Source organism: Algoriphagus sp. SE2 (genome assembly GCF_039563885.1).
Lineage (GTDB): Bacteria > Bacteroidota > Bacteroidia > Cytophagales > Cyclobacteriaceae > Algoriphagus.
The window spans coordinates 1-23,104 of the sequence record NZ_JBCLWJ010000030.1 but is presented as its reverse complement, the minus strand read 5'-3'; the positions used below and the strand labels follow the sequence as shown (position 1 = coordinate 23,104).

The following is a 23,104-nucleotide window of genomic DNA, read 5'->3' as shown; positions in this document are numbered from 1 at the left end:
TTTTTGTTTAGATAATTTTTAGATTTCTATTGCTTTCCTACATTGAAAAGAACTTCAAAACCATTCTTAAGGAAAGTCTAATCTCTTTCTTCATTCTTAATTATAATCCTGGCCTTTTATGAAGAATTCAAACATTTCGTTTTTTGCAGGCTCGAATTTCGGTAAATTGATTGAAATATGATAGTGCTTGAAAATCAGGTGCTTTTAAAGTGATTATATAAAAAGTTTTATTTCTCGAGGGTATATTGCTTATCTTTAACCTTCCAAAAATCACAATAATGGTATTAGAATTCGAGAAACCAATAGCTGATTTAGAGCAAAAACTTCAGGAAATGAAGGAGTTAGCGCAGGGCAGAAACATAGATTTAACTTCAGATATTAAATCATTAGAAGAAAAAATCCTGGATTTGAAAAAAGAAACGTTTCAAAATTTGACCCGCTGGCAACGAGTTCAGCTTTCAAGACATGCAGATAGGCCGTATGCCTTAGACTATATCTATGAAATCACCAGTGATTTCATCGAGCTACACGGTGACAGGACCGTGGCTGATGATAAAGCAATGGTAGGTGGATTAGGAGATATCGATGATAGATCTGTTATGTTCATTGGACAACAAAAAGGTAGAAATACCAAGCAGCGCCAATTAAGGAATTTTGGTATGGCTAATCCGGAAGGCTATAGAAAGGCTTTAAGGTTAATGAAGATGGCTGAAAAGTTTGGAAAGCCTATTGTCACACTAATCGATACACCAGGAGCATTTCCAGGTTTAGAGGCCGAAGAGAGAGGACAAGGTGAAGCAATCGCTAGGAATTTGAGAGAGATGTTTATGCTTAAAGTCCCTGTGATTTGTATAATAATAGGTGAAGGTGCTTCAGGAGGAGCCTTGGGTATTGCAATTGGAGATCGAGTGATGATGCTTGAAAATTCATGGTACTCAGTTATTTCTCCAGAAAACTGTTCAACCATACTTTGGAGAAGTTGGGATTATAAAGAACAAGCGGCGGAGTCTTTAAAGTTGACGGCAAAAGATATGAAGGGAAATGGTCTAATTGACGATATAATCCCGGAACCCCTTGGAGGTGCTCATAGGGATATGAAGCATATGTCACTTACTTTAAAAGAGACTATTTTAAAAGCTTTAAAAGAACTTGATAAAATAAAGCCTGAAAAAAGAATTGAACAGCGCATCGACAAATTTTGCTCGATGGGCGTTGTGGTAGAGTAATTTAATATTCCCGGACTTCTTCCAAGGTCCGGGTTTTTCTTTCTAAACGATATGGATTTATACACTGTAAATACTGGTTTTTTTAAACTAGATGGTGGAGCAATGTTTGGTGTGGTTCCAAAAGTTATTTGGTCAAGATTAAATTATTCAGATGAAAATAACCTTTGTACCTGGGCCATGCGCTGTTTGTTAGCGGTGGATGGAGATAGGGTTGTTTTGATAGATAATGGAATCGGAGATAAACAAGATGCCAGGTTTTTCAAGCATTACTATTTACATGGAGATGATTCTTTAAAAGGAAACTTGCAAAAACTCGGTGTACACCCTACGGATATTACAGATAATTTTTTGACTCATCTTCATTTTGATCATTGTGGAGGAGGTGTAGGTTATGGTTCTCATGGGCAATATGAGATGACCTTTCCTCGTGCTACTTACTGGTCAAATAAAGATCATTGGCACTGGGCTACCGTTCCGAATCCAAGAGAAAAAGCTTCTTTTTTAAAAGAAAACATCCTTCCTATGCAGGAAATGGGACAATTGGGTTTTCTTGATTTAGAGAAACCAACTCTTTTTGATGGGTTTGATTTTATTACAGTAGATGGACACACGGATAAACAAATGCTACCTAAAATTCAATACAAAGGTAAAACGATTGTTTTTGTAGCTGATTTATTGCCTTCAATTGCGCATATCCCACTACCTTATGTAATGAGTTATGATACGCGACCATTACTGACTATGGATGAGAAGTCAAAATTTTTGGATGAAGCTGCGAGAGAAGGATATATTCTATATTTGGAGCATGATCCAAATCATGAATGCTGTACAGTTAAATTCACAGAAAAAGGAGTAGGGCTTGACAAAACATTCAGACTAGATGAAATCTAAATTAAATATTGGAATCGCATTATCCGGAGGAGGAGTTAGAGGGATTTCTCATTTAGGAGTATTAAAGGGGCTAAATGAGGCTGGAATATTTCCAACTAAGGTTAGTGGTACATCTGCCGGAGCCATTGTCGGCGCGATGTATTGTGATGGTTATCAACCGGAAGAAGTTCTAAAGATAATTGTCGAGACTAATTATTTTAAATTTATGCGTCCGGCTATTTCTTTGACAGGAATCTTAAAAATGAACTCTGTTGGAGATTTGTTTAAATTATACTTAAAGCATAATAGTTTTAGTGAATTAAAAACTCCACTTACTGTTGCAGCAACGGATGTTAAAAAAGGGAAAGTAATTTATTTTTCAGAGGGAGAGTTAATTAATCCCGTCTTGGCTTCCTCATGTATTCCCGGAATGTTTGATCCTATCGTGATTGGTAATAAACACCTTATTGATGGAGGGGTATTAAATAATCTTCCCGTAGAGCCACTGGATGGGATTTGTGATTATGTGATTGGGATAAATTGTAATCACTTGCCTGAGGAAGCAAATATCAAGAATATGAAAAGCCTGATTGAACGTTCTGTTATCATGGCTATGAATTACAATGTATATAGTCGTAAATCTAAATGTGACTTTTTTATAGAAGCTCCAGGCTTAGGTAAATACGGTGTTTTTGATATAAAGAAAGCGCCTGAATTATTCCGAGCTGGATATGATCGTATATCACAATTTATTGATGAAAATCCGTCAATTTTGGAGCTAGCAAATAGTGAAAAGAAAAAGGTAAGCGTATGATGAAATTGTTGTCCCGTTTTGTTTTTTGGGTGTCAGGCTGGTCATTAAATGCAAATTGGCCAGATGGATTAAAGAAGGCGGTATTAATTGCTATTCCGCATACTTCCAACTGGGATATATTGTATGCCAGAGCTGCATTTTTCCTGATGGATATCCCAGTAAGATTCACCATTAAAAAAGAGGTGATGGTGGGGCCTTTGGGATGGTTACTTTCTGTATTGGGTGCAATTGCAATTGATAGAAAACGGATTCCCAGTGGTAGAAAGCAAACCTATACCGAGGCGATGATTTCTATGCTCAATGAGCGTGACGAGTTGGTGATCATGGTAACTCCTGAAGGTACAAGATCACAAGTGAAAAGATGGAAGTCCGGATTTTATCATATTGCTTTAGGAGCAAAGGTGCCGGTGGTAGTAGGTTACCTTGATTACAAAAAGAAGGAAGCGGGTATTGGTCCATGTATTTACCCAAATGGAAACATGGATGAGCAGATCGAAGAAATGAAGGCTTTTGGCAGGACGGTTACAGGTAAACATCCAGAAAAAGGGATTTTATAAAAAAGAGGCCTGAATAATAAATTCAGGCCTCTTTTATTATTAATTTTCCTCTATTGCTTTTAAAATAATATGGCAGGCTTTTCTTATTTCATCCTCAGTAATGGTAAGGGGAGGGGCGATTCGCATGGAGTCGTCACAAAACAAAAACCAATCCGTGATCACTCCCAATTCAATTGCCCGATCAATAATTGATTTCAAAACTTCAAATGATTCAAATTCAACAGCCATCATTAATCCCTTATTTCGGATTCCTTTTATTTTAGGATGGACAAGAAGTGATTTGAAAAGCTTAGCCTTTTTCTCAACCTGATCAATCAAGGATTCATTTTTTAATATCTCAATTGTAGCAATACTTGCAGCAGATGAAACCGGATGCCCTCCAAAAGTTGTAATATGTCCCAATAATGGATTGTTTTTGAAAACCCCCATCACTTCTTTATTTGCTATAAAGGCACCAATAGGCATGCCTCCCCCCATTCCTTTAGCAGTTACAATGATGTCGGGAACAATTTCGAAATGCTCAAATGCCCAGAATTTCCCTGTTCTACCAAATCCGCTTTGAATCTCATCCAAGATCAATAGTGTTCCAGTCTCTGAACATTTCCTTCGTAATGCAATGAAATATTCTTTCGTAGCAACACGGATTCCTGCTTCACCCTGAATAGTTTCCATTACTACAGCAGCAGTTTCTGAATTGATTTTTTCTAAATCTGCTAAATACCCATATTGAATATTAGAAATCCCTGGCAATAATGGTCTGTAGGCTCTTTTAAAAATTTCATTTCCACCTATGCTCAATGCGCCATGAGAACTCCCATGATAAGCATTGACACAGGAGATAATATTTCTTTTTCCAGTATAGCGTTTTGCTAGTTTTAAAGCACCTTCTATTGCTTCTGAACCACTATTTACAAGGTATACATTGTCTAAATGACTTGGTAGCGTATCACAAAGAGCTTTTGCGAGTTTGGATTGAGGACTCTGAATATACTCCCCATAAACCATCAGATGAAGATATTTGTCCAGCTGGGCTTGGATAGCTTCCAGAACTTTTGGATGTCTATGTCCTACATTACTTACCCCAATCCCAGAAATAAGGTCCAAGTATTTCTCACCATTTGGTCCGTATAGATAAACACCCTCAGCTTTTTCAACCTCAATCATCAGAGGAAAATCAGTGGTTTGAGCTAAATGTTGAAGGAATAGTTGTCGATTATTCATTAGGAATTGTTGATTCAATAACTCGAAAATCTAAAGAAAATGCCAAGTGGAAGTTTTTTGTCAAATTGATCTTTTAAGTAAAGCTCTCCATGTTCCGCATTTTCAATATTCGGAAAGGTGGTTTTAATCAAGTTAGCTGCGATTAAAGAAGAAAAACTTAGAGAGTACATGTTGAGCAAAAGGAAGTGATTTTCCTTGTCTAAAATTTCAGCACAAACTTTAAGCATTTCATTGATCTGTTCTTCTAGTATCCATTTTTCTCCATCTGGCCCTCTTCCATAGGCAGGTGGATCCAGAATTATTCCTTGGTATCTATTTCCTCTTCTGGCTTCACGTTTGATAAATTTCATAGCATCATCAATGATCCAACGAATACCTTCCAAGCCCGAAGATTCCATATTATGCCTAGACCAAGTGACTACCTGTTTTACTGAGTCGAGATGGGTTACTTCCGCTCCCGCAGCTCTTGCTGCAACGGAGGCAGCTCCGGTATAGGCAAAAAGGTTTAATACTTTTGGTTTTGAAACGGGGCTTGTTTTGATTTTTGTATATAGGTAATCCCAGTTTACAGCCTGTTCAGGAAATAGACCAATATGTTTGAAAGAAGTCTGAGCAAGATTCAATTTAATATTTAGACCAGCTTTATTGGAATACCCTATGCTCCAATTATGAGGCATACGTTTTAGCTGTTCCCATTGGCCTTTTTCAGGGTTGTTTTTCTCTTTGGCAAAGTGCGCATGAGCCTGATTTTTCCATTCACTTTCTGGTAGTGATTTGTCCCAGATCGCTTGTGGTTCTGGCCTACTCAATATAAACTGACCGAATCGTTCCAGTTTTTCAAATCCTCCAGTATCAATAAGTTCATAATCTGCCCAATCCCCAGGGCAAAGAGATAGAATGGTTTCCTGCATGCTTTAATCTTTCAGATTGCAAAAATAGGGAAATAATCAGGAAAGGATTTCGTGAAGTTTGCTGACGCTGGATTCATAGAGTTTCTTTTGGAGATTCAAGTTTTCCGATGTGGCAATCGGTGATTTTAATTTCTTCTTTTCATAATATCCACCAGGTTTAAGTGAATCTTTTGATGTTTTTGAAAGAAAAACACTTGTTTCTGCTCCTTTTTTAGGGCTTAAAAAGAATAACTTGCTGAGGGTAATAATAAGTTTGGAAATTGAATCCGAGTCCGATCCAAAGGAAGTATTCACTGCTCCAGGATGAAGAGAATAGGAAGTTAGACCTTCGTTTTCGTACAGACTATTAAAATATTTACTGGTAAGTATGTTGTAAAGTTTCACGCTTCCATACTTTATCCAACTATTGGTACTGTCTCGCAACTCCCAATTCTTTTCGTTAATTTTTCCTATTCGATGAGCCTCTGAACTTACAAAAATGATTTTCCCGTCCAGATGAAGAAGATTCGGAATCAAAAGGTTGGTCAAATGAAAATGCCCCAAGTGATTTACAGCAAATGTCCAATCCAATCCTTCCTTAGTTTTTTGACCACCCGGAAAAATTCCGCCGGCATTATTAATCAGTAAATCGATTTTTAGGTATTTCTCTGCAATGAGTTTTCCCGCTTTATCAACACTTCTCATCGAGCTAAGATCCATTTCAATGCAGTCGAATTTAGATGGGTCAGGATACCTGGAGATTACTTTTTTGCTTTTTCTAAATTTCTGACCGGTATAATTATTTTATCGGAAACTGGATATAATGAGCGAACTGTTTCTAAACCTATTCCAGAGGTACTTCCTGTTATGACTAAATTCATGAGTGAGAGCTTTTGATTAATACAAAAAATTAAGTGGATTGGTTTTCAGAGTGGTAAAGGTAAAGTTTGAATCTAACCATTTAAAAACCCTGTTTTTTCTTATTTTTAAATTTATTTTTCATGGAAATAGTTTCTAGTTTCTGTGATTCACACCTTTTACTAAGAAGAATTTCACTTTATGCCCGAAAAGTTTATTGATGTCAGAAAGGTGATTCAAGACAAAAACCCTAGGCTTCTTAAATGGATGCCAGGTTTTGTTTTGTCGTACATCAGGAATGTAATACATGAAGACTGGCTTAATGACATCATGGGTAGGATACACCACCTGAAGGGTTTGGATTTTGTCGATGCCGTCATTAAAGAGTTTAATATTGAAGTAGAATTAATAGGTGGAGAAAATATTCCTAAATCAGGTGGAGTGATTATTGCCGCAAATCATCCGTTAGGTGGAATGGATGGAATTGCTTTAATGTATGCTGTGGGGAAAATCCGAAAGGATATAAGGTTTTTGGTGAATGATTTATTAATGTCGTTCGAAAACTTCCAACCCATGTTCGTTCCTGTCAATAAGTTAGGGAAGAATTCACAGAAGGCTCTTGATAATATTGACAAAGTATATGCAGGGGAATATGCAGTGATGGTTTTTCCTGCAGGTTTAGTCTCTAGAAAGTTTCCTGATGGGGTTAGAGATTTATTATGGAAAAAAAGCTTTATTACTAAGGCGAAAAAATATAAAAAAGATATTATTCCTTGTTTCATTGAAGGGAAGAATTCAAAGTTTTTTTACAATTTGGCTAATTGGAGAAAAAAAGTTGGAATTCAAGCCAATATAGAAATGTTTTATCTTGCCGATGAAATGTATCAACAACAAGGTAAAAAAGTTAGGATACATCTTGGCAAAGTATTCAGCTACAATGAATTAGATTCGAGTAAGACTGATGCGCAATGGTCTAATTACATGAAAGAATTGGTTTACAAATTAGGACAAAAATGAGTGAAGAAGCAGAAATTATTCCTCCGGTTGATACCGCTTTATTAAAAGCAGAGCTCACTGTAGATCGATTTCTTCGATATGCAAACAATGGGGATAATTTGGTTTTTTTGGTGAATTATCATAATGCTCCAAATGTCGTGAAAGAAATAGGTAGACTTCGGGAATTGACTTTTAGAGTTGCTGGAGGTGGGACAGGCCTTCCTTTGGATTTAGATGAGAATGACACCTGTGAAAATTGCTATGAGCAATTAATAACTTGGAGTCCCGAAGATGAAGAAATTGTAGCTGGTTACCGTTTGATCAATTGTAAAAATGCTATAAGAAAAGACGGTTCAATAAATCTCTCTACGACTCACTTATTCGATTTTTCCGAAAAGTTTATCAAAGAGTTCATTCCATTCACGATTGAACTAGGAAGATCATTTGTTCAGCCAAAATATCAACCAAGTATAGATAACAGAAAAGGGATTTTTAGTCTTGATAATTTATGGGATGGATTGGGGGCTGTGGTCCTTTTAAATCCAGAGGTTAAGTTTCTATTTGGGAAGGTTACCATGTATCCACATTACAATCGAGAGGCCAGGGATTTACTTTTGCTTTTTATGAATCATTATTTCCCTGATAAGGAAGGGTTGGTTAAGCCAAAACCTGAGATTAGATTGGATTATGAATCAGATTTGCCATCAAGAGGAAATCCTTTTGAAGGTTTAGTTTTTAAAGAAGGGTATAAGGTTTTAAATTCAAGAATTAGGTCTTATGGAGAAAATATTCCTCCGTTAATCAATACATATATGAACCTTTCTCCAACTATGATGACTTTTGGAACTGCACTAAATGATGAGTTTGGAGAAGTTGAGGAGACTGGTATTTTAATAACTCTTGCCGATATTTACGAAACCAAAAAGCATCGTCATATGGATACTTTTGAGCGAGATAGAATATTTGGAAGTCGAGATGTCTGAGAAACTTACTTTAATTCTAGGAGCGACACCCAATAGATCAAAGTACGCCTTTATTGCAGCCGATTTTTTATCTAAAGCCCAAATTCCTTTTATACCTATAGCTATACATGAAGGAGAATTGTTAGGTCAAAAGATTCTTGATTTGAATGAAAAACCTTTTTTGGAAGGTATCCACACCATAACGGTTTATTTAAATAAATATCATCAAAAGGAATGGGAGGAGTATCTGCTTTCTCTTAAACCTAAAAGAATCATTTTCAATCCTGGTGCTGAGAACAGATCTTTTGCAGAGAAAGCTTATCAGCAGGGGATTGAAGTGCTTAATGCCTGTACTCTCGTGATGATTAATACTGGTCAGTATTAGATTCTTTATTCCAAAAATTATTCATGTATTGGAAATGAGGAAATGAAATCAAAGAAATCATAATAATAAAACTTAATACACTATCCTTTTGACCCTCGTTTAAAGTATGGGATGAATTTTTTTAGGGGACCAATTTATTTAGTAATGCGAATTGGCTAAGTCATTTATTTCATTTTTGTTTAAAAATTTTTAAAAAAGATTAAACAAAAACTGATATTTAGTATTTTATCTTTGATTTTTAAAGCCTAATGATGGATAGGTGGTAATTTTTTGGAGAAAGTAAGGGCATGAAAAAAGCAAATTTTATTCTAAGCCCATTTTTTAGTTTTTACAGGAAAGATTCCTTGCAAAAGCCTTGCATTTATGTCGTTTCAATGACTTTTTTTGACTATCTTGCGACTTGTTAAAATGAACACAAAATCACCTTTCTATAGCCCTTTTTGAGGGTTTTCTCCAGAAAATATGAGTGAAGACAAAGCTAAAAAACCCGCAAATTACGGTGCCGGGAATATCCAAGTATTAGAAGGTTTGGAAGCAGTCCGTAAAAGGCCTGCCATGTACATTGGTGATATTGGAGTAAAAGGCCTCCATCACTTGATTTGGGAAGTAGTCGATAACTCTATAGATGAAGCTTTAGCAGGGCACTGCGACATAATTCATGTAGTGGTTAATGAAGACAATTCAATCACAGTTGAAGATAATGGACGTGGTATTCCTACTGATTGGCATGAAAAGGAGCAAAAATCCGCTTTAGAAGTAGTTTTGACAGTTTTACATGCTGGTGGAAAGTTTGATAAGGATACCTACAAAGTTTCTGGGGGACTCCATGGTGTCGGAGTTTCTTGCGTCAATGCACTTTCAGAAGATTTGAAAGCTACAGTTTTTAGAGATGGTGTGATAACTGAGCAGGAATTCAAAATTGGTGTGCCTCAATATCCTGCGAAGGAAGTTGGAAAGACAGATAAGAGAGGTACAAAAATTCATTTTAAGCCGGATGCTTCAATTTTTACACATACAGAATTTAAGTACGAAACCATTGCCAATCGTTTAAGAGAAATGTCTTTCCTGAATGCAGGGATTAGAATTTTCTTAAAAGATTTAAGGGAAATTGAAGATGATGGAAATCCTAGATCAGATGAATTTTTCTCTGAAGGTGGTTTGGTTGAATTCGTTCAGTATCTAGATAACACAAGAGAAAAAATTATTGAGGAGCCGATTTATATAGAAGGAGAATTAAATTCTGTGCCTGTACAAGTCGCGATGAATTACAATACTTCATATACTGAAAATGTGGTCTCCTATGTAAATACCATTAACACTTATGAAGGCGGGACGCATGTCACCGGATTTAGAAGAGCATTGACAAGGACATTAAAATCCTATGCTGACAAATCCGGGATGCTGGACAAATTGAAAATAGAAGTTTCTGGAGATGATTTCCGTGAAGGTCTTACTGCCGTGATCTCGGTAAAAGTAGCAGAACCTCAATTTGAGGGTCAGACCAAAACTAAATTAGGCAACTCCGACGTAGTTGGAGCAGTGGATTCAACTGTTTCTGAAACACTTCAGTCTTGGTTGGAAGAACATCCAAAAGAAGCAAAAATCATTGTTGGGAAAGTTATACTTGCTGCTCAGGCAAGACATGCTGCAAAAAAAGCCAGAGAGATGGTGCAGCGAAAAAATGTGTTGGGCGGGGGAGGTCTTCCTGGAAAGTTGGCGGATTGTGCTAATTCGGATCCTACTGTATGTGAGTTGTATCTTGTCGAAGGTGACTCTGCGGGCGGGTCAGCCAAACAAGGGCGAGATCGTGATTTTCAGGCAATTTTACCTTTGAAGGGTAAAATATTGAATGTTGAAAAAGCGCATGAACATAAAATTTACGACAATGACGAAATCAAAAATATTTTAACTGCGCTTGGAGTTAAATTTGGGACAGTAAATGATGATAAGGAACTTGATCTTTCTCATTTGAGATATCACAAAATCATTATCATGACCGATGCCGATATTGATGGGTCTCATATTCGAACGTTGATATTGACTTTATTTTTCAGGTATATGAGAACTCTCATTGAAAAGGGATACGTCTATATTGCTTTACCTCCGCTTTATTTGTTGAAGAGGGGAAAAGATGAGCGGTATTGCTGGACAGAAGAAGAGCGCAAAGTTTTGACCAAGGAAATGGCGAAGGATGGAAAAGAAGATAGTGTGGGAATCCAGAGATATAAAGGTTTAGGAGAAATGAACCCTGAACAGCTTTGGACCACTACCATGGATCCTTCTGTTAGAACGATCAAGCAAGTTACTATAGACTCTGCGGCAGAAGCTGACCATTTGTTTAGCATGCTTATGGGAGACGAGGTCGCTCCACGAAGAGAGTTTATTGAGAAAAATGCGAAATACGCGAAAATTGATACTTAAGGTTGTAAATTGATTTTGGAAGGGGCCTTTGTGCCCCTTTTTCATTCTTTAACAAATTGATAAAGTTGGGATTGACGAAGGAATTATTAATTGCCACTCCAAATTTTGAGCTTTTATGAAACTGGCATTGAAAGATAAATACGATTCTATTATCCAAAAAAGTGATCTGGTAAGTCGGGATTTAAGCTGGCTTAAGTTTAATGATCGGGTGTTGGATCAGTCCAAAAAAGAGCATAGGACTATTTTCGAAAAATTGAAATTTTTGGCAATCACTGCCTCAAATCTAGATGAGTTCTTTATGATCCGTGTAGGTTCACTTTATAACTATCTGGATTATGATAAAGAAAGAGTGGATTACTCTGGTCTACGAGAAGAGCCCTTTAAGAATAAGCTGATGAGTGATTGTCAAACTTTTCACAAAGACCAACACGATCATTTTACCAATGTAATTCTTCCAGGTTTAGATAAGGAAGGCGTTTCACTTTTTAATATTTCGAAGTTAACAGACGCAGAAAAACAAACCGTTAAAGACTATTTTAAGAAGGCAATTTACCCCATGCTAACTCCGATGGTTTATGATGGGTATAGGACTTTTCCTATTCTAATGAATAGGCTGTTGGTTTTTGGGGTAGTAACCACTAGTCCCGGTGAAAGAAAGGATATGAAAAAGTTAAGCTTTGTTCAGATCCCTTCAAATATTCCTCGGTTTTTTGAAATTGAAAGAGATAATTCACTTTTGTTAATTCCTATTGAGGAAGTTATTCGAGAGCATATCGTTTCATTATTTAGAAATGTAGAAATCGAAGGGATTAGCTTATTTAGAATTACAAGGAATGGTGATTTCACTTTGGAAGAATCCGAAGATATGGATGCTAATTTCCTTGAAGAAGTGAAGCGGAAATTGATGGAGCGTAAAACTGGGAGGGTTGTTAGAATTGAGATAGAAGAAGGCTACAGTAAATGGATGCTCAATTCCCTTTTGGAAAGGTGGAATTTAAAAATGGACTCTGTTTTTTTAATAAAAAGAGCCAGTATGATTGATTTTACTGGAATGTGGCAAATAGTTGGTAATAAGAGGTTTAAAGAAAAACTTCCTCAAGTACATCCTCCAGTTAATCCACTTTCATACCCGGAGGAGGGGAGAGCAGATATTTTTGAAACTCTCAAGGAGAAGGATATTTTACTTCATCACCCTTATAATAATATTGATTCGATCTTAGATTTGATTAATAAAGCTGCTGAAGATCCAGATGTGATGGCCATTAAAATGACTATCTACAGGTTGGCAAAAGATAGTCAAATCACAAAGGCTCTTCTCAAAGCTGCAGAGAACGGAAAACACGTCTCGGTTCTTTTTGAGGTAAAAGCTAGATTTGATGAGGAAAATAATATAAGAGAAGCGAAAAGACTTCAAAAGGCAGGTTGTTTTGTCATATATGGAATAACCCACTTAAAAACTCATACCAAGCTTCTTTTGATCGTAAAAAAAGATGCCAGTGAGATTACTCGATTTGTTCATTTAGGATCTGGAAATTACAATGAAGATACAGCAAGGCTTTATACAGATATTGGATTACTGACCACAAATGAGACGTTGGCTAATGATGTTTCTGAATTTTTCAATGTTATTACTGGACATTCGATGCCAAATCAATACACAAACTTAATTACTGCACCCAGAGACATGAGGAACCAGTTAATTGAGTTTATCGAACAAGAAGCCGAAAATGCTAGAAATGGCTTACCAAGTGGGATATTTATAAAAGTAAATTCACTTGAAGATTCAGAAATAATTTATGCACTTTATAGAGCTTCCCAATCAGGAGTAACAGTAAAATTGATCGTTCGAGGGATTTGTTGTCTGCGTCCACAGCGTGATGGCTTAAGTGATAAAATCGAGGTTTTATCCTTAGTTGGGGATTTTCTTGAACATTCTAGAATATATCATTTCCATAACAATGGAAATACCAGAACTTACGCTGGTAGTGCTGATATGATGGTTAGAAGTTTTGACAAAAGGTTAGAGTCTTTGTTTAAAGTAGAATCACCGTTGTTGGAAAAACAATTAATGAATATTTTAGCCTATAATCTTCGGGATAATGTAAACGCTTATGTGATGCAAGAAGATGGGACTTATATTGCTAAAATGCCAGAAGGCGATGAGGAAGAATTTAATGTTCATAAGGAGTTTTTTAGACTAGACCCTGAAAAAGTTAGCCAAGTTCAACTTGTAAAACCTTAACAAAAAGCCTCATAATTGAGGCTTTTTGTTGTTATTAAATAGAAGCTGAATAATTTCATCTTTAAGACCTAAATCCGGAACTAGGATTTTCTTTGAATTAGCAGCATTCATTATTCTTTCATAAATTTTTCCAGCCGGAATAATTACATCTGCTCGATCCTCATTTAGGTTTAGTTTATTTATCCGTTCTTCAAAAGTATAGGTTTCTATAAATTGGATCGTTTCAGAAATTGTCGATAATTCCAGAAACTTTTTGTTTTTCCTGGGATTTGTCAGCTCAAATATCTTCGTAATATTCCCACCAGTGCCAATAGAAATTATCCCAGACTTTGTATCAATGGATTCATTGATGAACTCCTCCATAGATTCCCATACTGGTTCTAAGACCTTATCTTCCAATGCCCTTAAAGAACCTATTTGGAATGATTGTGAGGCGATCTTTATTTTTTTGTTATAAATATTTAGCTCAGTGCTTCCGCCCCCAACATCAATATGTAAATAGGTTTTATCGTCTATATAACCATCAAGAGATTTGTTTATCAACTCAGCTTCTTTATTTCCATCGATAATGCTGATTTTTAAACCGATCTCGTCATTTACTTCTTTAATTATATCTTCTCCATTGACACTTTCTCTCATTGCTGAAGTCGCGCAAGCCATACAATCTTCTACTTCATAAAGATCAATAAGGATTTTAAATGCTTTCATCAGTTTAAGAAACTTATGCCTATTTATCTCACTGATTTTTTGAGAATGAAAGACATCCAAACCTAATCTTAATGGAAATCTTAAATATTCTATTTTTTTGAAATTATAAATGCCTTCGTAGTAAGTTACGTTGGTGATTTGCAAACGAATGGCATTTGATCCAATATCTACGGCGGCTAATTTCAAAGTTTCAAAACAAGATTTATTTTTTCTTAGAAAGTGCTACCAAAACCACACCCGATATTATTACTATTCCACCAGTATAAGAAGGCCAAGTAATTTCTTTTTTCTTATCAGCACTAATTTGAATCGGACCTGCATCAATCACATTTTCTTTTGTTGTAAAGCTAAAGTTGTTTGTGAATAGCATTAAGATGCCACCAATAATTAGAACAAAACCAAAGATTTTCATTTTCAGACTTTTTAAAAATTGGTACAACTACTTTGCCAATAAAACGGAAAGCCTTCTTTTCTAAAAATGGAAACTGAAATTGCTTAAACGAATGTTACAGATTATCATTCGGAACAAAATTAAGTATTAATAAGAGTTGGTTACATCCTAGAATAGTTTCCTTTTTTTAATCGCTTTTTTATCTTGAAGTAACTGATAATACCAACCACTAAAAAGACCAAACTTAGAACCATTGCTAGGTAGCCTAGCTGTCTTATATGGTTCAATTTTTCTACTTCAAATAAGGCAATGCCGCTGACAAGAAAATATAACGAAGTCCTTATAAAAGAAAGTAAAGTGCGTTCATTTGCTAAAGTAGTGCGTTGACGGGCTAAATAATCTCGAATAATAAGTTCATTTTCAATGTCATTCTTCATATTTGTAAAGTATTAAATAAAATAAATTTATTTCTAATGATTTAAGTTATGAAAAGAATCTCTACACTTTTCCTTTTTCTTCTTCTAAGCGGCAAAATATTCGCCCAGGGCGATACGGCAATAACTCCAGCAGACACAAGCTATTGGCTAAAAGAAATTAGCGGTGGATTGAATTTGAATCAAGCCTCCTTTAGTGGTAATTGGCAAGGAGGGGGAGTAAATTCCATTGCTATTGGTACTTATCTTTTTGCAAGAGCAAATTATGCTAAAGAAAAATGGACCTGGGACAATACATTGGATTTTGGCTATGGTATCGTAAAAAATAAGGATGAGGATGGAAGGAAATCAAATGATAGAATTTACATGGATTCGAAAGTTGGTTACAAAATAAATGATAAGTGGAATTACTTTTTTGCATTAAACTTCCTTTCACAATTTGCTCCGGGCTATGAATTTTCTGAAACTGACAAAACTCTTATCTCCAAATTCTTAAATCCCGCTTATTTGACAACTTCCCTTGGTGTGGAATATAAGCCTAATGATGAGTTTAGTTTAAGGATATCTCCGTTATCTCCCAGATGGACATTTGTGACAGATACAGAGCTTTATTTGAATGTACCAGATAATTATGGGGTTGATATTGGGGAAACAGTAAGAACTGAGTGGTTTGCGTTTAGTTTATTGGCAGATTGGAACAAAAAGCTCTCTGAAAATCTTGAGCTCAAGATGAGATACCAGATGTATGCTAACTATGAAACCCTTGCATTTAAAACAATCGACCATCGTCTTGATTTTGGTCTTACTGCAAAAGTCTCCAACCTAATAAATGTCAGTTTGACTAGTTTGAGCATCTACGATTTCGACCAGGACGATAAAATCCAATTTAGCCAAGGCTTAGCTTTAGGTATTGCATTTAAAGCAGGAAATTTCCCGGAGAAGGAATAATTGGCCGCAAATTTTTATTTGGTGTTTTGATTTAATCATAATTGTATTATTTTTGAATTCATTGTGGTAGTTAAATAATAGTTGGTTTAGTTTTCAAATAAAGGGCAGGAGATCTTCTCCTGCTTTTTTATTGCTCTAAAGACTGTTTTTTCATTTTTTTGGCTTGCTCCATTATCTTCTTTGAATAATACAATTTTTCCAATTCTTTCCTAAAGTATCACTAGTTATTAAAGTGAGAAGTATATGGTTTAGTACAACTTTCTGATTCTTATGTCAAATGATGTGGGCTACGAAAACAAAAAGCCCAGACTTTCGTCTGAGCCCTTGTGCACGCGGAAGGATTCGAACCCTCAACCCTCGGAGCCGAAATCCGATATTCTATCCAGTTGAACTACGCGTGCCTGAATTTTTTTTTCAGATTTTTTTATTCTGCCAAAACTGCTTGAACTCTATCAGCAGCTTCTTTTAAGGTAATGGCAGATGCTACTTTTAATCCTGATTCATCAATGATTTTGGCACCTTCTACTGCATTGGTTCCTTGTAGTCTGACAATGATAGGAACTTTGATATCTCCAATTGATTTATAAGCCTCAACGACACCATTTGCAATTCTATCACATCTTACAATACCTCCGAATACGTTGATAAGAATTGCTTTTACATTGGGGTCCTGAAGAATGATTCTAAAACCAGCCTCAACAGTAGTAGCATTTGCTCCGCCACCTACATCAAGGAAATTAGCTGGCTCACCACCAGAAAGCTTAATCATATCCATTGTTGCCATAGCTAGACCAGCACCATTTACCATACAACCTACATTTCCGTCAAGTTTAACGTAATTAAGTCCAGATTTTCCAGCTTCAACTTCCAATGGATCTTCCTCTGCTAAATCTCTAAGATCTGCAAGGTCCTTGTGTCTGTAAAGTGCGTTGTCATCCAAATTCACTTTGGCATCTACAGCAAGGATCTTATCGTCAGATGTTTTTAAAACCGGATTGATTTCAAACTGTGATGAATCAGTGCCTTCATAAGCTTTATAAAGAGCGGTAATAAATTTAACCATCTCTTTGAACGCTGTGCCTGAAAGGCCAAGTCCAAAGGCAACTTTTCTTGCCTGGAAAGGCTGAAGACCAACCTTTGGGTCGATCCATTCTTTCATGATTTTTTCAGGAGTCTTTTCAGCAACCTCCTCAATGTCCATTCCACCTTCTGTTGAAGCCATAATGACATTGCTGCCTGTAGCTCTATCCAATAATATGGATAGATAATATTCTTTTGGTTCAGAAGCCCCAGGATAATATACATCCTCAGCAATCAAAACCTTATTTACTACCTTTCCTTCTGGACCAGTCTGGTGTGTAACCAACGTTCCGCCAAGGATTTTTTTAGCCTTTTCAGAAACTTCTTCTAATTTTTTGGCAAGTACTACTCCGTTTGAGCCAGTTTCATTGACTTTTCCTTTTCCACGACCGCCAGCGTGAATCTGAGCTTTGATCACATACCAGCTAGTACCGGTTTGCTCGTTCAACTTAACGGCTGCTTCATGAGCTGCTTCTGGACTGTCGGCTACAATACCTTCCTGAATGCGAACTCCATAACCTTTTAATACTTCTTTAGCCTGATATTCGTGAATATTCATCCTATGAAAATTTTTGCCCGAAGTTAAGTCCTATGAGCCGATAAATCAAACCTAGAATTAGCCTTTCTTTTTAAAAAATGAGGTTTATTATCAATTTATTGAGTATCTGGAAAAGATTTATTCTAATTTTAAAACCGTAAAAATTCTTACTATGCTGAAAGCCAGTGGAATCCATAAGCACTATGGAAACCTTCATGTTTTAAAAGGAGTGGATCTCGAAATTTCATCCTCTGAAATAGTTTCTATTGTAGGTTCCTCAGGAGCAGGAAAAAGTACACTCCTACATATCTTGGGGACTTTGGACAAGCCCGAAGAAGGTTTGTTGACCATGAATGGTAAAGATTTATTGAAACTTACCGGTGAAAGCTTAGCCAAATTCAGGAACGAAAAAATTGGTTTTATTTTTCAATTTCATAATCTTCTACCAGAATTTACAGCTTCAGAAAATATTCAGATTCCTGGAATGATTAAGGGTGAAATGTCTGGGAAATTGCTAAAAAGAGCTGGGGAATTGGCGGAAATTTTAAGTATCAGCCATAGGCTTGATCATAAACCTTCAACCCTTTCGGGAGGAGAGCAACAAAGAATAGCTGTAGCAAGAGCCCTGATTAATGATCCTGAAGTTATTTTTGCAGATGAACCTAGTGGTAATTTAGATACTGAAAATGCACGGGCTTTACATTCACTTTTTTTTACTTTAAGAAAAGAATTGGGGCAGGCATTTGTCATTGTTACTCATAATGAAGAATTGGCTAGCATGGCCGATAGACAAGTGACAATGAAAGATGGGTTGATATTATAAACCTATTTTTTTATGCTTTTCAGCATATTTTCGATATGCTTTTTTGCCTCAAAAAACTCAGAAAATGCAGCAACGATCTCATGATCTTCATTCAACAAGTAGCTGATTCTTTTTGGTATTTTAATTAATGGGATCAAAGCATCATATGCCTGACATACTTTTCCGGAAGTATCAGAAAGTAAATCATAGGGAAGTTTATAAGTTTTTTTGAACCTTTCATGAGACTCAATATTATCTTTGCTAATTCCTAAAATAGGAATGGATAAATCTCTAAAATCTTCGAATTTATCCCGAAATTCACAAGCCTCCGCAGTGCAACCAGGAGTAAAATCTCTGGGATAGAAATAAATAATAAGAGCTTTGCCTGAAAAGTCCTTAGAAAGAGAAATTTTCTTGCTCCCCGTTGATGAAAGTGTAAAGTCTGGTGCTTTTGTTCCTATTTTTAGTGCCATAATTAAGCATCTAACTAGTTAGAAAAACAATAGTTTCATATTATTTATAAAACTCTTCAGAATGCTTGAACTATCTATCTGTTTATTACATTTAGTTTGCATTATCACTTAAATGAACCTACCAGTGAAGATCAGCAGTGTCCAGTCCATGCTTTTGGCTGGAGTTTTTTTTGCTTTAATGAATGTGTCTGTCAAATACATTCCACATATTCCTGCTATAGAAATAATTCTTTTCAGATCTTTATTTAGTTTGATCTTTAGTTATACCATGCTAAGAAGGCAAAATGTCAATGCCTTTGGAAATAATAAAAAACTACTTGTACTAAGAGGTGTCGTAGGTTCTGTTGGATTGATTTCATTTTTTTATACGCTACAAAAAATCCCTTTAGCAAGTGCTGTAACCTTACAATATCTATCACCAATTTTGACAACCTTATTGGGGATCTACTTGGTAAAAGAAAAAGTAAAGCCTATTCAATTTTTGTTTTTTGCAATTTCTTTTCTTGGAGTTGTATTAGTTCAGGGTTTTGATGCGCGTGTAAATTTACTCTATGCTGGAATTGGATTTATTTCTGCATTATTTTCTGGGCTGGCTTATAATGTCATTAGAAAACTAAAAAACACGGAACACCCCTTGGTGATTATTTTTTATTTTCCTTTGGTAACAATTCCAATAGCTGTCACAATCAGTTTTTTTACGTGGGTTCAGCCCGTTGGATGGGATTGGGCTTTCTTGTTATGGATAGGAGTTTGTACTCAGACTGCCCAGTATTTTATGACAGTTGCTTATCAAAATGCTAACGTTTCCAAAATTTCCAGCCTTAGTTATTTAGGAGTCTTCTATGCACTAATCTTCGGATTTTTCTTCTTTGGTGAAGCATATACGCTTATGGCTTATGTTGGGATGGGTCTTTTATTATTGGGGGTGTTTTTAAATTATAGAGTTAAAAATCCTGTCTAAAATAGGTTTGTTAAGGTAAAGGCAATATTTACCTTTATACAATAGCAACTCATACATGAAAATTACCAAAGATTTATACCAAGGCTCACTTGCCTTATTGACAGATTTTTACCAATTGACAATGGCTTATGCTTATTGGAAATCAGGAAAAGCTGAACAAGAAGCAGTATTTAATTTATTTTTTAGAAAACATCCTTTTCAAGGGGGCTTTACGGTTGCTGCTGGGCTTGATTATGCAATAGATTATTGTAAAAACTTCAAATTTGAGGAAGCTGATATTCAGTACCTGGCTAGTATGAAGGCTAAAGACGGAGAGCATTTGTTTGATCCAGCCTTTTTGGACTACTTAGCAAGAATGAAGTTCAGTTGTGACATAGATGCTGTAGAAGAAGGCACAGTGGTATTTCCTAATTCACCGATGATCCGTGTGAAAGGGCCTTTGATTCAATGCCAATTATTAGAAACTCCTTTATTGAATATTTTTAATTTTCAGACTTTGATTGCTACCAAAGCCGCTAGAATAAATTTAGCAGCAAAAGGCGAACCTGTACTGGAGTTTGGTTTAAGGAGAGCTCAGGGAATTGACGGTGCATTGGCAGCATCAAGAGCATCTTACATAGGGGGATGTAGCTCAACAAGCAATGTGATGGCTGGGAAATTATTTGGGATTCCAGTCTCTGGGACTCATGCTCATAGTTGGATTATGTCTTTTGAGAGCGAACTGGAAGCTTTCGAGGCCTATGCGGATGCTTTCCCTGATCAATGTGTCTTTTTGGTGGATACCTACGACACGCTGAAAGGAGTGAAAAATGCTATCAAAGTAGGTAATGCTCTCAGAGCTCAAGGGAAGGAAATGTTGGGTATTCGGATAGATTCGGGAGATCTTGCCTATTTCAGCAACAAAGCGAGAGAAATGCTAGATGAAGCAGGTTTTCCAGATGCTGTGATCGTAGCATCCAATGATTTAGATGAACATATCATTACTTCTTTAAAAGGTCAGGAAGCCTCAATCAATGTTTGGGGAGTAGGTACGAAATTGGTGACTGCTTTTGACCAACCTGCATTAGGAGCTGTATACAAATTATCTGCTATCCGCGCGGATGACGGTACTTATGTCCCAAAATTAAAAATCTCCCAACAGTCTTTAAAGATCAATATACCTGGTATACACAATGTAAAAAGGTATTTTTCCAAAGGGAAGGCGGTAGCAGATATGATTTATCTGGAAGGACAAGAAATTAACCCAAAAGGAATAATAATTATTGATCCTATGGATAACACGCGTAGAAAGCGAATTATGCCATATTTTTATCAAGAAGAAATTTTGTTAAAACCTATTTTTAAGAAAGGGAAACCGATTTACAAATCACCAAGTTTAGAAAGCATAAGAAACCGGACTAAAAATCAATTGGAGTCTTTAGATAAGACACATAAGAGAATGGTCAACCCTCACTTATATCCGGTAGGTTTAGAGGAAAGTCTGCACCAATTGAGAACAGAACTTGTTTTAAAAGCTCAACAAATAGAATCAAATGATGCAAAGTAAAGATTCAGCCTTGATTATAGTAGACGTTCAGAATGATTTTTTGCCTGGCGGATCATTAGCTGTTCAGAATGGAGATGAAGTAATACCCATCATAAATAAATTACAAGAGCAATTTCAATTTATCGTCGCTACTCAGGATTTCCATCCGGCAGACCATGGGAGTTTTGCAGCGAACCATCCTGGAAAAAAAATCGGTGATTTTGTTACTCTAGGAGGTTTGAGTCAAATTTTATGGCCTGTGCATTGCGTCCAGGGAACATTTGGTGCAGAGTTTCACAAAGACCTAAATCGACATAATTGGAAGGCGATATTTCAAAAAGGGAAAAACCCAGAAGTTGACTCTTATTCAGGGTTTTTTGATAATGCGAGGAAAGAGTCAACAGGCTTAGCTGATTATTTAAAAAAGGAGGGAATAAAGAAAGTATACATTACGGGGTTAGCTTTGGATTATTGTGTAAAGTTTACAGCTCTGGATGCCCATAGTTTAGGTTTTGAAACTTATTTAATCTTTGATGCCTGCCGTGCAGTAAATATTGACCCAATGGACGGGAATTTTGCCATAGAGGAGATGGCTAAATTGAAAATTAATATTATTCATAGCCAAGAAATACTTTAAATCATGTTTGAATATAATTCTGAGAAACACTATCCAAAGGAGACCGAAAGCAGAGTTCTGATTAGATTTCAGGATTGTGATCCACTGCGTCATCTAAATAATGCGAAGTATTTCGATTATTTTTTTAATGCAAGGGAAGATCAAGTTCCTAAGCTATACGGGGTAGAAATGATGGATTTCATAAAAAAATATAAAGCCGCTTGGGTAATCTATAATCATAATATTTCATACGTAAAGCCAGCCATGGTTGGTGAATGGGTACGTATTAAAAGTCGAATAATTTGGAATAATCATAACACAGTTATATTAGAATATTATATGACTGATGATAGTGAGACACAGTTAAAAACGCTTTTATGGACTACCATGCGCTATGTCACATTGGCAGAGGGCAAGTCTACCGACCATATGGGTGCAGTAAATGAATTCCTCATGGCCACTTCAATGAACTTGGAAATTGACGGCATTGAAATTAAAGATCGAGTAAAATCACTATCAAAAGAGTTGAAAAAGATTTGACATATATCAAATTTTTGTATCTCAGCGAACAAAACCTGTACAGGAGCGTACAGGTTTTTTATTTTTTAACTCATTTGAATTCAACAACTTATATTTTTTTTAAAATTAAATTTTACTAAAAAATACAATAAACTGTAACCAGCCATTTCTTATAAACCAGAGAATTCTGTACGCTACTAAGACAGTCGGACAAGATTTTTTCTGATATTGTTCGAATCCGAATGGTTCAATGTATATACAACAAAATAATATTTGGTAAAAATTAAAATAAATTAATATTCAGATAGTATTATAAATGTAGGTTCTGGCAGGTTAAAGTTGTTTTGGTACGGGCTTGGTTGAATAGATAGCACAACACTAAACCAACACTGTTATGAAAACTTTATTCACTTTAGCTATGGCAAGCGCCCTTTCTTTTAGCGCATTGGCCAACGCAGACGACGATTTAAAAGCTTTGTCTGATGTAAATTCAAATTTCAAAAAAATTAATGTATTACTAAAAGAAGGGGTTGGAGACGCCAAAATTGTTTTACTTAATGAGAACGGCAAACAACTACATCGAAGAAAAGTGCATGTTAAAGGAGATGATCTGATGATTCCTTATAATCTTGAAGACATGCCTTGCGGAGAATATCAAGTAAAAATC

The 23,104-nt window shown here is 36.0% G+C and carries 23 protein-coding genes, 1 tRNA gene and 1 pseudogene; 16 read left to right on the top strand and 9 right to left on the bottom strand.

Translation table 11 applies throughout. From position 1 onward, the window contains the following. Nucleotides 1-278 precede the first annotated feature (278 nt). Genes AAGF08_RS19920 through AAGF08_RS19905 form a run of 4 tightly spaced genes read left to right on the top strand, consistent with a single transcriptional unit; the run spans nt 279 to nt 3,467 of the window. A complete protein-coding gene (locus AAGF08_RS19920) occupies nt 279-1,226 on the top strand; it encodes an acetyl-CoA carboxylase carboxyltransferase subunit alpha (protein ID WP_343513182.1) in 948 nt (315 codons plus the stop codon). 51 nt (nt 1,227-1,277) lie between these two features. Further along, complete coding sequence (locus AAGF08_RS19915; protein ID WP_343513181.1) at nt 1,278-2,117, top strand: MBL fold metallo-hydrolase; 840 nt, start codon at nt 1,278-1,280, stop codon at nt 2,115-2,117. Beyond that, nucleotides 2,107-2,910: a patatin-like phospholipase family protein gene (locus tag AAGF08_RS19910; protein ID WP_343513180.1), complete on the top strand. Its 804-nt coding sequence runs from the start codon at nt 2,107-2,109 to the stop codon at nt 2,908-2,910. The genes AAGF08_RS19915 and AAGF08_RS19910 overlap by 11 nt, the downstream gene beginning before the upstream one ends. Then, on the top strand, nt 2,907-3,467 hold the full coding sequence (locus tag AAGF08_RS19905; protein ID WP_343513179.1) for a 1-acyl-sn-glycerol-3-phosphate acyltransferase: 561 nt from the start codon (nt 2,907-2,909) through the stop codon (nt 3,465-3,467). Before AAGF08_RS19910 ends, AAGF08_RS19905 begins: the two co-directional genes overlap by 4 nt. A 39-nt stretch (nt 3,468-3,506) precedes the next feature. On the opposite strand, the gene AAGF08_RS19900 is transcribed toward AAGF08_RS19905, so the two are convergent. The 3 genes from AAGF08_RS19900 to AAGF08_RS19890 are packed head-to-tail and all read right to left on the bottom strand — an operon-like array spanning nt 3,507 to nt 6,340. Next, a complete protein-coding gene (locus AAGF08_RS19900) occupies nt 3,507-4,688 on the bottom strand; it encodes an aspartate aminotransferase family protein (protein WP_343513177.1) in 1,182 nt (393 codons plus the stop codon). 14 nt (nt 4,689-4,702) lie between these two features. Next, entirely contained in the window at nt 4,703-5,599 is an 897-nt protein-coding gene (locus AAGF08_RS19895; protein WP_343513176.1) for a class I SAM-dependent methyltransferase, read from the bottom strand. 36 nt (nt 5,600-5,635) lie between these two features. Then, nucleotides 5,636-6,340, bottom strand: coding sequence for an SDR family NAD(P)-dependent oxidoreductase (locus tag AAGF08_RS19890; RefSeq protein ID WP_343513186.1), 705 nt, complete (start codon nt 6,338-6,340; stop codon nt 5,636-5,638). 297 nt (nt 6,341-6,637) lie between these two features. Between AAGF08_RS19890 and AAGF08_RS19885 the strand changes: the two genes are divergently transcribed. From AAGF08_RS19885 to ppk1, 5 genes are all read left to right on the top strand, one after another. Next, nucleotides 6,638-7,453 (top strand): 1-acyl-sn-glycerol-3-phosphate acyltransferase, encoded by an 816-nt coding sequence (locus AAGF08_RS19885; protein WP_343513175.1) that lies wholly within the window; start codon nt 6,638-6,640, stop codon nt 7,451-7,453. Beyond that, entirely contained in the window at nt 7,450-8,415 is a 966-nt protein-coding gene (locus tag AAGF08_RS19880; RefSeq protein WP_343513174.1) for a GNAT family N-acetyltransferase, read from the top strand. Before AAGF08_RS19885 ends, AAGF08_RS19880 begins: the two co-directional genes overlap by 4 nt. Then, entirely contained in the window at nt 8,408-8,779 is a 372-nt protein-coding gene (locus AAGF08_RS19875; RefSeq protein WP_343513173.1) for a CoA-binding protein, read from the top strand. The genes AAGF08_RS19880 and AAGF08_RS19875 overlap by 8 nt, the downstream gene beginning before the upstream one ends. A 462-nt stretch (nt 8,780-9,241) precedes the next feature. Further along, nucleotides 9,242-11,200 carry a DNA topoisomerase (ATP-hydrolyzing) subunit B gene (gyrB, locus tag AAGF08_RS19870; RefSeq protein WP_343513172.1) on the top strand — a complete coding sequence of 653 codons (1,959 nt, stop codon included), beginning with the start codon at nt 9,242-9,244 and terminating at the stop codon, nt 11,198-11,200. 115 nt (nt 11,201-11,315) lie between these two features. After that, nucleotides 11,316-13,442, top strand: a complete 2,127-nt coding sequence (ppk1, locus tag AAGF08_RS19865) for a polyphosphate kinase 1 (protein ID WP_343513171.1) — start codon at nt 11,316-11,318, stop codon at nt 13,440-13,442. Nucleotides 13,443-13,451: 9 nt separating this feature from the next. Here the strand turns inward: ppk1 and AAGF08_RS19860 are convergent, their stop codons facing one another. The 3 genes from AAGF08_RS19860 to AAGF08_RS19850 form a co-directional block, all read right to left on the bottom strand. After that, nucleotides 13,452-14,336 (bottom strand): phosphatase, encoded by an 885-nt coding sequence (locus AAGF08_RS19860; protein ID WP_343513170.1) that lies wholly within the window; start codon nt 14,334-14,336, stop codon nt 13,452-13,454. 16 nt (nt 14,337-14,352) lie between these two features. Beyond that, nucleotides 14,353-14,562 (bottom strand): hypothetical protein, encoded by a 210-nt coding sequence (locus tag AAGF08_RS19855; protein ID WP_343513168.1) that lies wholly within the window; start codon nt 14,560-14,562, stop codon nt 14,353-14,355. Nucleotides 14,563-14,702: 140 nt separating this feature from the next. Continuing rightward, entirely contained in the window at nt 14,703-14,978 is a 276-nt protein-coding gene (locus tag AAGF08_RS19850; RefSeq protein ID WP_343513167.1) for a DUF202 domain-containing protein, read from the bottom strand. A gap of 48 nt (nt 14,979-15,026) precedes the next feature. On the opposite strand from AAGF08_RS19850, the gene AAGF08_RS19845 reads away from it, so the two are divergent. Continuing rightward, nucleotides 15,027-15,923 (top strand): DUF3078 domain-containing protein, encoded by an 897-nt coding sequence (locus AAGF08_RS19845; protein WP_343513166.1) that lies wholly within the window; start codon nt 15,027-15,029, stop codon nt 15,921-15,923. Nucleotides 15,924-16,250: 327 nt separating this feature from the next. On the opposite strand, the gene AAGF08_RS19840 is transcribed toward AAGF08_RS19845, so the two are convergent. Together AAGF08_RS19840 and sucC are read right to left on the bottom strand one after the other, a co-directional pair. Beyond that, nucleotides 16,251-16,324: transfer RNA gene (locus AAGF08_RS19840), tRNA-Arg, on the bottom strand. Between the two features lie 23 nt (nt 16,325-16,347). Further along, entirely contained in the window at nt 16,348-17,562 is a 1,215-nt protein-coding gene (gene sucC, locus AAGF08_RS19835; RefSeq protein WP_343513165.1) for an ADP-forming succinate--CoA ligase subunit beta, read from the bottom strand. A gap of 151 nt (nt 17,563-17,713) precedes the next feature. On the opposite strand from sucC, the gene AAGF08_RS19830 reads away from it, so the two are divergent. Continuing rightward, nucleotides 17,714-18,364: an ABC transporter ATP-binding protein gene (locus AAGF08_RS19830; RefSeq protein ID WP_343513164.1), complete on the top strand. Its 651-nt coding sequence runs from the start codon at nt 17,714-17,716 to the stop codon at nt 18,362-18,364. Nucleotides 18,365-18,366: 2 nt separating this feature from the next. Here AAGF08_RS19830 and AAGF08_RS19825 read toward each other — a convergent pair whose 3' ends face one another. Beyond that, a complete protein-coding gene (locus AAGF08_RS19825; protein ID WP_343513163.1) occupies nt 18,367-18,816 on the bottom strand; it encodes a peroxiredoxin in 450 nt (149 codons plus the stop codon). 148 nt (nt 18,817-18,964) lie between these two features. Here AAGF08_RS19825 and AAGF08_RS19820 point away from each other — a divergent pair, with 148 nt between their 5' ends. The 5 genes and pseudogenes from AAGF08_RS19820 to AAGF08_RS19800 form a co-directional block, all read left to right on the top strand. After that, nucleotides 18,965-19,777: a DMT family transporter gene (locus AAGF08_RS19820; protein ID WP_343513184.1), complete on the top strand. Its 813-nt coding sequence runs from the start codon at nt 18,965-18,967 to the stop codon at nt 19,775-19,777. Nucleotides 19,778-19,832: 55 nt separating this feature from the next. Beyond that, nucleotides 19,833-21,323 (top strand): nicotinate phosphoribosyltransferase, encoded by a 1,491-nt coding sequence (locus tag AAGF08_RS19815; RefSeq protein ID WP_343513161.1) that lies wholly within the window; start codon nt 19,833-19,835, stop codon nt 21,321-21,323. Continuing rightward, nucleotides 21,313-21,939 (top strand): bifunctional nicotinamidase/pyrazinamidase, encoded by a 627-nt coding sequence (pncA, locus tag AAGF08_RS19810; RefSeq protein WP_343513183.1) that lies wholly within the window; start codon nt 21,313-21,315, stop codon nt 21,937-21,939. Before AAGF08_RS19815 ends, pncA begins: the two co-directional genes overlap by 11 nt. A gap of 3 nt (nt 21,940-21,942) precedes the next feature. Beyond that, complete coding sequence (locus AAGF08_RS19805; RefSeq protein WP_343513160.1) at nt 21,943-22,458, top strand: acyl-CoA thioesterase; 516 nt, start codon at nt 21,943-21,945, stop codon at nt 22,456-22,458. A 373-nt stretch (nt 22,459-22,831) separates the two neighbouring features. After that, nucleotides 22,832-23,104: pseudogene (locus tag AAGF08_RS19800) on the top strand (hypothetical protein); the annotation flags it as partial.